Here is an 11,875-nt window from a genome sequence, read left to right on the forward strand (position 1 = left end):
CAAGGTTCTGTGGATAACCCCCGCCTTCAGGGTGACGAGCTGTCCCATCGAAACGTCATTATGGATGCGGCTGTTGTGTGTGAGCGGCTCTGGATGCAGTTTGGAACCTGGTTGAACCATGAGCGAAGCCTTTATTTATGTGCGTTGACTTTTAACCGGTTCGGGCAGTGGCAGAGTGCTCTGGATAGTGCTGGCAAGGCACTGGTCATTATCGAATCGAACGGGGTGGAGGAGGTGGACAGGGCATTCTTGCTGCTTCAAGTGTCTAAAGCTTGCCAAGGGCTGGGCAATAGGGGAAGCGCTGATGAGGCACTCCATGCTGCAGACCGGATTGCTCAGGGTTTCGATTCGCAACTGAGTCGTTGGTTTTTGGATGTGCGTTCCAAGTTAAAGGTCGCGGACTTTGTACCTGCTGATTGAAACGGATTAAACATCAGGGGGGTCATCAATGAGAGTACGGATCCATTGTAATGTCTTCAGTGACCATGCCAAAAGAAGCAGTATATCCTCCCCCTGATTTACCTCATGTTAGCCATGCAAGATGCTGCCCGGTGTGATGCGCAGTCGCTGGATCAGGGTGCAGGGACAGAAAAGCTCTTGCCTTTTTCCACTACCCAGGTGGCAAGAACGGTAGCGCCCTGTGGGCCCGCTTTGCTGATGTGGGGTTCGTGCGCCAGGTGTTGAAAACTGTCACCGGCCTTTATTCGCTTTTCAGGCTGCCCATCCATTGTAATGATGACCTCGCCTTCAAGCACATAGGCGACTTCTGGTCCTGTATGTATGTGGCGAGCCTTGACTTCGTTCGGGGCGAGTACTGCTTTTTGCAAGCCCATTTGATAGTGGGTATCAGGCATGTCGATTCGTTGCAACACGTCAGACTTTGCGGGTGTTGGCATGTCTGCGATGGCAGCTCCCGCCCAGAGGACGGCACTCAACATAAATATGGCTGGGGGCGTGCCTTTCATTATTTGATTTCCGGTTTATGACGCTTGATTGGCTGTGCGAGTCAGACGTTTTTAGGTGTTCATGTTTTAAGTTTTCTGCGTAAAAACAATAGATTTTTGGGCTCGCTAAAGTATGTAGTTTTTTTCTGTTACTTGCGTGGTTCATTTCTTTTCATATTTGTGCGAAATTTAATGTGTGTCATGTTTGTTTAGTGTGTCGTTATTATGTTGTTCGTTCATTCCATCATTTTCTTGTGGTCATTGGCTGTTCCCGGGGCTGTACGCGGGGGCGTGCAAAAATGCGCAGAGGCCAGCACAGAAATAAGCTAAGTGACTGATTTATAAAAACAAGCATGTATCTAAATGTTTCTGATGGTTTTGCGGTCAATAATGCCGCTTGCGAGATAATTGATAGGGTAAAACCTCTCCAGCATGACGTTTTAGCTGAATTTTGTTGTGTATATGGTGAAATTACCTGCGCAACACTTCCTATACTGCCCGCGGTGTCTACGTACCTGTACAGTTCAGCCAATCACGATGAGTGATCGAACTGCTATGGCGATAGCCACCCTGCGTAAATGAGGTGGTGTCCGCGTCGTCTTGTTTCCTGCACCTAATAAGTCTAAGAATGAGAAAAAGTGTAATGAATAAACAGTCGATCCAGATTGCGCTTGCGTACATGTCCGTAGTTATCGGTGGTGGCTTTGCCTCCGGGCAGGAGGTGCTGCAGTTTTTCACCGGCTATGGGCTTATCGGTATCCTGGGCACCCTGGTAAGCGGTTTGATGTTTGCCTTCCTCGGTATGCAGATCGCCCGCATGAGTTCGAAGATGCAGGCCAACTCGCACAAGGAAGTACTCTACGCTCTGTTCGGCGCACGTCTGGGCTGGGTCGTCGATGTGGTGCTGTCATTCTTCCTCTATGGGGTTGGTGTGGTGATGCTGGCCGGTAGCGGTTCGATTTTTGCCCAGCAGTACGATCTGCCCCCATTGTTTGGCGGTGTATTGATGACCGTGCTGGTGATCGCCACGCTGTGCATGAACGTCAAGCGCATCATTGATCTGATCAGCGCAGTCATGCCTTTTCTGCTGGCGATGGTGCTAATCATCACGACCTACTCGATTTTCAGCTACAACGCTCCAATCGAGACCCTGGATGCTGTGGCGCGTGAAAACAACGAGACGGTCACTGGCAACTGGTTTGTCGGCGCCTTGCTCTACGCTTCGTTCAATATCGCGGTAGGTTTCCCGATGCTGGCAGTGATCGGTGGCATGACCAAACAACCCAAGGCGGCCGCTCTCGGCGGTGTGCTCGGCGGGCTTGGTTTGGGCGCCCTGATCCTGTTGTTGAACATCGGCCTGTTTGCCAACATCAACCAGCTGCAGGGTATTGAAATGCCGTCCCTGGCACTGGCCGGACGCATCTCGCCACTACTCTCGGTGGTGATGTCCATCGCACTGGTGTGCATGGTCTACAGCACTGCGGTTGGGATGTTCTTTGCCTTCAGTGCACGCTTTGCCAAGCCGGAATCGGGCCGTTTCAAGTTGTTTAGTGCAGTGACCGTTTGTGTCGGCCTGGCTTTGAGCCTGGGTGGTTTCAGCAAGTTGGTGGGCACCGTGTATCCGCTGCTGGGCTACGTAGGCTTTGCGCTGATCCTCGCCATTTGCTTCAGCTGGCTGCGCAGTCGCTCGCTGGCCAAGGCGGAAAAAACCGCGCTGGACGCGGTCTCCTGACCCCGGCTGCCGCCGAACGCATGTTCGGCGGCTTCCTTCCTAGCCCTGCTGTTCAAGTATCTGGTTGACGTCCCGGACCCTGGCGTAATCCATTGCCATGCTGGCAAGCGACAGTGCATGTACATCCTCGGCAGGCCACAGGCGTCCATTCAGGTCTATCTGATCGAATGTATAGCAGGCATCCGATCCCACAATCACATCGAACCCCAGGCAACCTGCTGAGCGAACCGTGCTCTCTACGGAATTATTGGTGATCACGCCGACGATGACCAACTGCTCAATCCCGCGCGTGCGCAACCAGCGTTCCAGGCCTGTGTTGGTAAATGCATCGGGTACGTTCTTTTCAACCACGTGCTCACTATCGAGCGGGGCCAGCCCCTCCTGAAACTCGCAGCCAGGCTGGCCGGGCCAGAATACCGAGGCAGGCGATCGGGATATATGCCGGACATGGACTACCGGACGCTGTACATGCCGCCAGGTTTCCAGCAGGAGCTGTACGTTGAGCTCGGTGTGCGGGTTGTTTCTGCGACCAAGCCCGGGAAGGCTTATCCCTTTTTGCATATCGATGATGATCAGTGCCGCATCGGATTTGATCAGGGGCATGGCCGTTCCTCTGGCTGGGGATAGGGAGCACCATGCTAAGTCTATTGCGCCGGGGTCACCAGATGGCTACAGGTCTTTATCCTGGCTCAGGGTTTGCGGTTCGCCGTGGCTGATCATCCATTTCAGCAAAGCCCTCACCGGCACTGTATGGGTGCTCTCGACCCACTGAACACCTTCATGGCTGTAATGCTCGATATAGCGGCTGAGTACCAGCGTGTCGCGATCGCTCGACAGGCGCAGGCTTGTTTCGCGACAGTGCAGGGCGGCGTTGGCACGCTTTACCAGTCGCTGTTCCAGGATCATGGCCGGGTTTTCGCAAGGCATGGGTACACGCGTTCTTGGCAGGAAAGAGGTCTGATCCTCGCATTCGCGGTTTGCCTGGATATGTCTGCTTTTTTGCCTGGCCGCAACTTTGTTACCAAGTTGAAATATATGACGCAGCGGGACGAATAGTTTTAGATGGAAGCCTTTACATACCTTAAGTGGAATGCGCCGGTGAGCAGCCTTTTGATCGTGGACGATGACCTGGAGGTCCTCGCGCTTCTGAAGAAGTTTTTTGTACAACACGGATATTCGGTGGAGGTGGCCACCGATGGCACGTCACTGTGGGCGGCGATGGCGCTGCAACCACCGGACCTGATCATTCTCGACTTGATGCTGCCTGGCGAAAACGGCCTGATGCTGTGTCAGCGTTTGCGTCAGCAATACCCCACGCCGGTCATCATGCTGACGGCCATGGGCGAGCTGAGTGATCGGGTCGTCGGTCTTGAAATGGGCGCCGATGATTATCTGAGCAAACCTTTTGATGCCCGGGAACTGTTGGCCAGGGTGCGTGCCGTGTTGCGCCGGGCAGGGCAGGGCCAGCCCTCGGTCGGGCAGGTGCCGCGGCCACTGATGAAGTTTGCGGGCTGGCAACTGGACCTGACCCGCCGCGAACTTCGTTCCCCGGATCAGGTGATGATTCCCTTGTCTGCCGGAGAGTTCGATTTGTTGTTGGTGTTTGTCGAACATCCCCAGCGCATTCTGACTCGCGAACTGTTGCTGGATCTGGCTCGTGGCGCTGGCCATGACGCGTTCGATCGCAGCATCGACGTACAGGTCAGCCGTTTGCGGCGCAAGCTGGAGTTCGACAGCAAAGGGGTCGAGATGATTCGCACCGTGCGCAATGTCGGTTACCTGTTCACGCCCGGGGTGACCTGTCAGTGACGGGCTGGATTTCAGGCTGGCGCCTGCGCTCACGCAACACCATCGCACGCTGGATTGCCTTGACCACCATTGTCGCGATGCTTACGGCGCTGGCATTCAATGCGCTGTTTACTCAGTTGGCGGGTGTTTGGGCTTACCCGCCGCTGAGTGAAATCGGGCTGCTGGAAAAGATTTCCCTGACGACCAAGCTGATCGAAGCTTCGCCGGCGCCACAGCGCCAACGTCTGGCTGCGGCAGCCACTGACAGCGCCCTGAGCATCAGTTGGCATGCCAGCCGTGCCGGCCTGGATTTGCCGCAGGTGGCCGAAGCGGCCAGTCGCACGGCCACGCCGCTGGCGCAGCGGCTGTTCAATAGCCCAGAGCGACGCCTCGAAGCCTATCAGCCCGACGACTGGCCACAGCACAACGGGCATTACGCCCTGCTGGTGCAACTGGAGGATGGCTCATGGCTTATGTTCAGCATCGCATCGCGCAGCTGGGGCCTGGGCCAATGGCAGCGCAATCTGATTTTGATCCTGCTGGTGTTGTTGTCCACGGTGCTTGTGGCGCTGATCGCCACTCGCCATCTGGCCAGGCCTTTGCAGCAGTTCGCCGAGGGCGCCCGGCGTTTTGGTGTCGATTTTCGTGCGCCGCCCATTGAGCCGGTTGGCCCTCGGGAGATCCGACAGGCCATTCTTGCGTTCAACGCCATGCAGGCGCAGTTGCAACACTTCATAAAAGACCGTACCCAGATGCTCGCGGCCATTTCCCATGACTTGCGCACCCCGCTGACACGCATGCGACTGCGCGGTGAGTTTATTGACGACCCGGACCAACAACAGCGTCTGTTTCGCGATGTAGACGAGATGCAGGCCATGATCAACTCCAGCCTGGAGTTCTTTCGCGACGATGCCCGGCTCGAGCAGGCCACGCAATTTGACCTGGCAGGGTTGTTGCAAACCCTGATTGATGACTACCGCGACCAGTCCATTGACATTGCCTTCAACGGTCCTGAGCACCTGGTGTATTTGGGCCGGCCGCTTGGCCTGAAACGGGTGATGACCAACCTGCTGGATAACGCTATCAAGTACGCAGGCGAGCCGGCCATCGAGCTGAGTCGGGACGATGAGCAGGTCACTGTTTTCGTTCTTGACCGGGGGCCGGGCATTCCTGTCCAAAGTCATGAGCAGGTGTTTGTGCCTTTTTATCGGCTTGAAGAATCGCGCAACAAAAGCACCGGCGGGGTGGGGCTCGGACTGTCGGCAGCCAGAGCGATTGTGCTGGAACACGGCGGTTCGCTAACCCTGAGCAACCGCACGGGTGGCGGGTTGGCGGTGAGGGTTGTGTTGCCGGTGCTCAAGGGGGCTGGGTGAATGATCTTCTGCAGAGAGTGCCGGGCAGCCCCGGCACTCTCAGCCTCTTGGCCCCTCAGACCGCAGCGACGGCTTGCGCCGCATTTTCGGGTGTCGCCACATCATGCAAGGAAATCCGTGAGGTCTCAGGCAATGCCAGGCCGCCAGCCAGGGCGAGCAGTGCAACGGCCATCAGATAAAACGCGGGCGACATATTGCTACCGGTGGTGCTGATCAGCCATGTCGCCACCAGCGGTGCGGTGCCGCCAAAAAGGGTGTACGCCATGTTGTAGGTGATGGCCGAAGCGGTATAGCGAGTGCGGGTCGGAAACGTCTCCGAGAGCAAAGCTGCGGTCACCACGCCACACAACACCGCGCCAATTGCCAGCAGCATGACACCGACGATGGACGCTGCGAACCCGCCCGAGCTGGCCATCAGGAACGACGGATACACCGCGACCATCAGTAGAACGCACGCGGTCACCACGGTCGCCCGCCGCCCGACCCGGTCCGAATACAGCCCGGCCAGCGGGCAGATGGCGGCGGCGAAGAGCAGGGCGATCAGCGACACCAGCAAAGCGGTTGCCCGGCTCAAGCCGCCCGCGACCTGCAAGTAGGTCGCGAAGTAAGTGGTGAACATGTAGAAGGACAGTGCCGTCAGCGACACAAAGGCTCCCAGGCAGCAGATCGCTGCGCCATGGTTGCGCAAGGTGTCCTTGAGTGGGGAGTGGGCGACCGCATGCTCCTCCTTCACGGCCTGGAAGGCCGGGGTTTCATCCAGCTTCCAGCGCAAATAAAGCCCTACCAGGCCCAGTGGCGCAGCAATCAGGAACGGCAGGCGCCAGCCCCAACTGCCCATGCTTTCAGCGGATAACGAAGCCTCAAGGGCGTAGGCCACTACGGCCGCAGCGGCAAAAGCGGAAAATGTCGAAACCGGCACAAAGCTGCCGTACCAGGCTCTTTTATCGCTGGGGGCGTGCTCCATCAAATAGGCACAGGCCCCGGCGTATTCACCGCCTGCAGAAAAGCCCTGGGCGCAACGAATCAGGGTGAGCAGGATCGGCGCCATAACCCCGATTGCAGCATAAGTGGGCAATATACCGATCAAGGTAGTGGCCCCGGCCATCAGCAAAATGGTCATGGCAAGGGTACGCTTGCGGCCTATCCTGTCCCCCAGCATGCCGAAAAAAATCCCGCCAAGGGGGCGAAAGGCAAAGGCCACCGCAAACACAGCAAAGGTCTTGAGCAATGCGGCACTGGCATCGCCACTGGGGAAAAACTGCTGAGCGATGGTGGTGGCCAGAAAACCGTAGACGGCGAAGTCGAACCATTCGACGAAATTACCGATGGCGGCGGCGACAATCACTTTTCTCAGCGTTTCAGGGCTGACCTGCTCTATGGATACGCTTGTCATGCTGCACCTCGACCTGTCCTCAGTAAGCAATGATTATCGAGGCAGCGGCTGAAACGATTCGCTCCAAAAGTGTCATCGGCATAGTCAGTACCGACTTCTCAGAGGTCAAGCACGGGGGCTACAGGCTACCGGGCGAACTTTTTGGCCCCGGCAACGCACAGGATCACCGCCGCTGTAACACCAAACATGCCCATGCTTACAGTCTCGTGCAGCAAGGTGGCAGCCAGTGCCAGGCCAAAAAATGGTTGCAGCAGCTGCAACTGCCCAACGGCGGCAATCCCGCCCTGGGCCAGCCCCCGGTACCAGAATACAAAGCCTATCAGCATGCTGAAGATCGAGATGTAAGCCAGGCCGAGCCAGGCAGGTGCGCTAATACCTTTGAACGAAGCGGGGGCCCACAACCATGCCAGCGGAGCCATCAATGGCAGTGACAGCACCAGTGCCCATGAAATGACCTGCCAGCCGCCCAGCGTACGCGACAACCTGGCCCCTTCGGCATAGCCAAGACCACAGATCAGTACTGCCAGGAGCATCAGGATGTCACCCTCGGGCGCTGCGCTCAGGCCCTGCGCCAGGGCATAGGCCACGACGCACGCGCTGCCCAGGATCGAGAACAGCCAGAACGCCGGCCGTGGCCGTTCACCCCCGCGCACCACGGCGAAGGCTGCGGTAGACAGCGGCAGCAGGCCAAGGAAGACAATGGTGTGGGCCGATGTCACATGCTGCAAAGCCAGCGCGGTCAGCAGCGGAAACCCCACCACCACCCCGGTTGCCACCAGCAGCAGGGGCACCAGCTGGCTGCGCTGCGGCCGCCGGGCCTTGAACAACCCGAGCATGGCCAGGGCCAGTACCCCGGCAATAGTGGCACGGGCCAGGGTGAGGAACACGGGATCGAACTCCAGCACCGCCACCTTGGTTGCGGGCAATGAGGCGCTGAAAATGACCACGCCGATAAAGCCGTTGATCCAGCCGCTGAGGTTTTTTTCGGTGGTGGGGTGTTGCAGGTGGGAAGTACGTTCCATCGAGTCTCAGGCTCCAGGCTAATCGCGGGATTGCATTCAATGCATCCTAGGGCTGATGATTAATGACAATCAAAAAATTGTCATGGATACAAAGCCCGATGCCCCGTTCCCGCTACAAGTCGCTGGTTGACGGCTTTGCTGCCGATATCCGCTCAGGCCGTCTGTCGCCGGGTACGCGTTTGCCTACCCATCGCCAGCTCGCAGCCAGCGAAGGGCTGGCGCTGGTCACGGCCAGTCGCGTGTATGCCGAGCTTGAGGCCATGGGGCTGGTCAGTGGCGAAACCGGGCGTGGCACTTTTGTCCGGGAAACCTCGCTACCACCAGGCCACGGTATAGACCAGCCCGACGTGATCGCGGGGATGCTGGATCTCAATTACAACTATCCCTCCTTGCCGGGCCAGGCCGAACTGTTGCGTACTGCGCTGCGGCAGTTGGCGTTGTCTGGCGATCTGGAATCGTTGTTGCGCTACCAGCCCCATGGCGGGCGCCTGCATGAGCGCGCCTCGGTCGCGAGGCACCTGGGCAGGAGCGGGTTGAATGTGCCCGCCGAACAGGTGTTGATCGTCAACGGCGCACAACACGGGTTGAGCGTGGTGCTGATGGCACTGCTCCAGCCTGGTGACGTGATCGCGGTGGACGCCTTGACCTACCCGGGTTTCAAGGCACTGGCGCTGGCCCTGCACCTTGAATTGCTGCCCATCCCGAGCACGGAAAGCGGGCCGGATCTGGATGCCCTCGCCAGTCTGTGTCGCCGTCGCTCTGTGCGTGCTGTCTACAGCATGCCGACGTTGCACAATCCGTTGGGGTGGGTGATGAGCCTGGAGCAGCGCCAACACTTGGTCGCGATCGCCCGGGCACATGATCTGCATATCATCGAAGATGCGGCCTACGCTTTTCTGGTCGATAACCCGCCGACGTCTTTGGCTGACTTGGCGCCGGAAAGAACCGTTTACGTGTCTGGGTTTTCCAAAAGTGTCGCAGCGGGTTTACGCGTGGGCTTTATCGTCGCGCCCGCAGAAAAGGTCAGTGTCCTTGAGCGGATAATCCGAGTGACTGCCTGGAATGCTCCCGGTGTGATGACCGCTATCACCAGTGCCTGGCTCGACGATGGCACCGTGACCCGGCTCGAGTCGCAAAAGCGCAAAGACGCACAGGCAAGGCAGCTCATTGCTGATGAGCAGTTGGCGGGGTTGCACAGGATCCGCCATCCTTCGTCCTACTTTGTCTGGTTGCCTCTGTCAGAGGACGCCCGGGCGGACCAGGTTGTTGCGGCGTTGGCGCGTGAGCAGGTCTCGGTGTCGACCGCGCAGCCCTTTGCAACTTCGGCCCATGTGCCCCATGCGATAAGGCTGGCGCTGGGCTCGGTGGGCATGACGGCCCTGCGTGAGGGCCTGGCGAAAGTGAAGTGGGTGGTTCAGGCCCATGCCTAGGGGTGGCCGTACTCAGGCCATGGGCGGCAACCGGCGTTTGACCGGGCTTTTTTTGATGATCGACGTATTGGTTTCGGCGTAGGCATTGAGGCCATCAAGCAGGCTGTCCAATTGCTCGATTGAACGCACATGCAGACGGGCAATAAAACAGTCATCGCCCGTCACCTTGTCGCACTCGGTGAACTGGGGGATGTTCTGGATCTGGCGCTCCACTTCCTGCAACTGCCCCGGTAGCGGTCGAATGCGGATGATGGCCTGGAGTTGATAGCCAAAGGCTTTGGGATCGACTTCCACGGTGTAACCCTTGATCACTTCGCGCTCTTCGAGCTTGCGAATGCGCTCGGCGACGCTGGGTGACGACAGGCCGCTGAGGCTGGCCAGTGTTTTCAGGGAGCTGCGTGAGTCTTGCATCAGTGCGCTGATCAACAGCTGATCTATCTCGTCGCTCATCTTTGCTCCTTAGGCCAAATTGGCAGAATGCCTTAACACTAAAGGCAAAAATGACGAATTGCCTTTTCTGGATTATGGCGCTGCATGAATCGCGATTGCCATACTGTTTCCTACTTTGAGGGAGGCAAATATGGACAAAACCACGCAACGCGGTTCGCTGGAAATGGTCGCAGCCATGCTTATCTCCGGCACCATTGGCTGGCTTGTCCTGCTAAGCGGGCAAGCAGTGCTGGATGTGGTGTTCTGGCGCTGTGTGTTTGGCGCGGTGACGTTGCTGCTGATCTGTGCGCGGATGGGTTTTTTACGCCGCGGTCTGCTGAACCGCACTACCTTTGCGCTGGTAGTTTTGAGCGGCGTGGCCATCGTTGCCAACTGGGTGTTGTTGTTCGCGTCCTACTCCAGGGCCTCAATCGCCATTGGTACGGCGGTCTACAACGTTCAGCCATTTATCCTGCTCGGTCTGGCAGCGTTGTTCCTGGGTGAAAGAATAACCCTGCACAAACTGGCCTGGCTGGTGGTGTCGTTTGTGGGCATGTTGGCGATCGTCAGCGCCCACCACGGGCAAGGGGAGAGCGGCAGTGAGTACTTGCTGGGGATTGCCCTGGCGCTGAGTGCGGCCTTGATGTACGCCGTGGCCGTGCTGATCATCAAACGCCTGCGCGGGATCCCCCCGCACCTGATCGCGCTGATCCAGGTCAGCACCGGCGCACTGCTGCTGGCACCCCTGGCCAACGTCACTGAGCTGCCTGCTGGCGCACAGGCGTGGGGCGCCTTACTGACGCTTGGCGTAGTCCATACCGGCTTGATGTATGTACTGCTCTACGGAGCAATCCAGAAACTGCCCACGGCATTGATCGGAGCACTGAGCTTTATCTACCCCATTGCCGCGATATTTGTGGACTGGTTTGCCTTTGGCCATCGCCTGGAACCGCTGCAATGGGTGGGCGTGGCGGCGATTTTAATCGCGGCAGCCGGGATTCAGCTGGGGTGGCGGGTGGGAGGGCGGCGGGTAGTGAGTGGAGGATAATGGCTGTTTAAATGCACTTGGTCACTGTGAGCGTTCATGGCCAAGTGCATTGATGGGCCTGGCTTAAATCCCCGACCGACTCATCGGGCTGATCATGCGCACGCCCAGACTCAGTGCCTGGGTTACCAGCGCTCTCATATCGGCGGTGTTTTCGTTGTTGACGCACTGCGCCAGTTTTTCGCCCAGGGTCGGCGCAGTGTCGGTGCCTTCCGGGTAAGCGCGCAGGATCAGCAGCCCGCTGTTGGTCAGAACCACTTCGTAAAAGGCTACGCCCGACATGCCGTCGAAGTGGATGTAGCCAATATCCGCCAGCCATTTGACCGTGGCCAGGAACAGGTTCTCTTCTTTTTCCAGCGCCTCGCGGTTGCTGTCCGCCAGGCCTTTGTAGTCGATAAAGCGCTCGGCAGTCAGGGTGATGGGCAAGGGGAAGTTACGGTACAGGTGGCCCAGGATCAAACCGGCATAGCAGTCGAACAATTCGATATTGTTGGACGGCAAGGTGTTGATCGAGTGAACGTTTTTTTCTGTGAGGTGACCGGCTAATCCTTTGAACATGCGAACCTCTGTCAGCTGTGTCTGTATGGCGTGACTGAATAAGCGTACCCATTGGTATAGCACAGTCATGCCCGGGGAACCTGACCTGTGGCAATTGTTACAAGGTAAGACGTATCGCCTGGAAAACCCCTAAAAAATCAGATGCATAACTGGCTATTTAA

General features: G+C 57.8%; 13 protein-coding genes. 6 read left to right on the forward strand and 7 right to left on the reverse strand.

Annotation, left to right across the window (positions count from 1 at the left end; translation table 11 throughout):
• The first annotated feature begins 60 nt into the window (after window positions 1-60).
• Window positions 61-420, forward strand: a complete 360-nt coding sequence (locus EQV96_RS20710; RefSeq protein ID WP_095019516.1) for a hypothetical protein — start codon at window positions 61-63, stop codon at window positions 418-420.
• A 152-nt stretch (window positions 421-572) separates the two neighbouring features.
• Here the strand turns inward: EQV96_RS20710 and EQV96_RS20715 are convergent, their stop codons facing one another.
• The gene (locus EQV96_RS20715) at window positions 573-965 is read right to left on the reverse strand and encodes a cupin domain-containing protein (protein ID WP_095025816.1); all 393 of its coding nucleotides are present in this window, start codon (window positions 963-965) and stop codon (window positions 573-575) included.
• A 622-nt stretch (window positions 966-1,587) separates the two neighbouring features.
• On the opposite strand from EQV96_RS20715, the gene EQV96_RS20720 reads away from it, so the two are divergent.
• Window positions 1,588-2,676, forward strand: a complete 1,089-nt coding sequence (locus tag EQV96_RS20720) for a hypothetical protein (protein WP_095002014.1) — start codon at window positions 1,588-1,590, stop codon at window positions 2,674-2,676.
• A gap of 39 nt (window positions 2,677-2,715) precedes the next feature.
• Here EQV96_RS20720 and EQV96_RS20725 read toward each other — a convergent pair whose 3' ends face one another.
• Both EQV96_RS20725 and EQV96_RS20730 read right to left on the reverse strand, forming a co-directional pair.
• The gene (locus tag EQV96_RS20725) at window positions 2,716-3,279 is read right to left on the reverse strand and encodes a cysteine hydrolase family protein (RefSeq protein ID WP_095024353.1); all 564 of its coding nucleotides are present in this window, start codon (window positions 3,277-3,279) and stop codon (window positions 2,716-2,718) included.
• A 66-nt stretch (window positions 3,280-3,345) separates the two neighbouring features.
• Window positions 3,346-3,603, reverse strand: coding sequence for a hypothetical protein (locus tag EQV96_RS20730; protein WP_095002012.1), 258 nt, complete (start codon window positions 3,601-3,603; stop codon window positions 3,346-3,348).
• Window positions 3,604-3,774: 171 nt separating this feature from the next.
• On the opposite strand from EQV96_RS20730, the gene EQV96_RS20735 reads away from it, so the two are divergent.
• Window positions 3,775-4,485, forward strand: coding sequence for a response regulator (locus EQV96_RS20735; protein WP_095002098.1), 711 nt, complete (start codon window positions 3,775-3,777; stop codon window positions 4,483-4,485).
• Window positions 4,482-5,837: an ATP-binding protein gene (locus tag EQV96_RS20740; RefSeq protein WP_095027264.1), complete on the forward strand. Its 1,356-nt coding sequence runs from the start codon at window positions 4,482-4,484 to the stop codon at window positions 5,835-5,837. Before EQV96_RS20735 ends, EQV96_RS20740 begins: the two co-directional genes overlap by 4 nt.
• 55 nt (window positions 5,838-5,892) lie before the next feature.
• Here the strand turns inward: EQV96_RS20740 and EQV96_RS20745 are convergent, their stop codons facing one another.
• Both EQV96_RS20745 and EQV96_RS20750 read right to left on the reverse strand, forming a co-directional pair.
• Window positions 5,893-7,230, reverse strand: coding sequence for an MFS transporter (locus EQV96_RS20745; RefSeq protein WP_095032575.1), 1,338 nt, complete (start codon window positions 7,228-7,230; stop codon window positions 5,893-5,895).
• Between the two features lie 125 nt (window positions 7,231-7,355).
• Entirely contained in the window at window positions 7,356-8,252 is an 897-nt protein-coding gene (locus EQV96_RS20750; RefSeq protein WP_240882315.1) for a DMT family transporter, read from the reverse strand.
• A gap of 98 nt (window positions 8,253-8,350) precedes the next feature.
• Between EQV96_RS20750 and EQV96_RS20755 the strand changes: the two genes are divergently transcribed.
• Window positions 8,351-9,682 carry a PLP-dependent aminotransferase family protein gene (locus tag EQV96_RS20755; protein ID WP_240882316.1) on the forward strand — a complete coding sequence of 444 codons (1,332 nt, stop codon included), beginning with the start codon at window positions 8,351-8,353 and terminating at the stop codon, window positions 9,680-9,682.
• Between the two features lie 12 nt (window positions 9,683-9,694).
• Here the strand turns inward: EQV96_RS20755 and EQV96_RS20760 are convergent, their stop codons facing one another.
• Window positions 9,695-10,132 carry an Lrp/AsnC family transcriptional regulator gene (locus tag EQV96_RS20760; RefSeq protein WP_095002007.1) on the reverse strand — a complete coding sequence of 146 codons (438 nt, stop codon included), beginning with the start codon at window positions 10,130-10,132 and terminating at the stop codon, window positions 9,695-9,697.
• A gap of 130 nt (window positions 10,133-10,262) precedes the next feature.
• Between EQV96_RS20760 and EQV96_RS20765 the strand changes: the two genes are divergently transcribed.
• Window positions 10,263-11,159, forward strand: coding sequence for a DMT family transporter (locus EQV96_RS20765; protein WP_095002006.1), 897 nt, complete (start codon window positions 10,263-10,265; stop codon window positions 11,157-11,159).
• A gap of 63 nt (window positions 11,160-11,222) precedes the next feature.
• Here the strand turns inward: EQV96_RS20765 and EQV96_RS20770 are convergent, their stop codons facing one another.
• Window positions 11,223-11,714 carry a hypothetical protein gene (locus tag EQV96_RS20770; protein WP_095002005.1) on the reverse strand — a complete coding sequence of 164 codons (492 nt, stop codon included), beginning with the start codon at window positions 11,712-11,714 and terminating at the stop codon, window positions 11,223-11,225.
• Between the last annotated feature and the right edge of the window lie 161 nt (window positions 11,715-11,875).

Origin of the sequence: Pseudomonas sp. TMW22080, assembly GCF_022496745.1 — a bacterium.
GTDB lineage: Bacteria > Pseudomonadota > Gammaproteobacteria > Pseudomonadales > Pseudomonadaceae > Aquipseudomonas > Aquipseudomonas bubulae.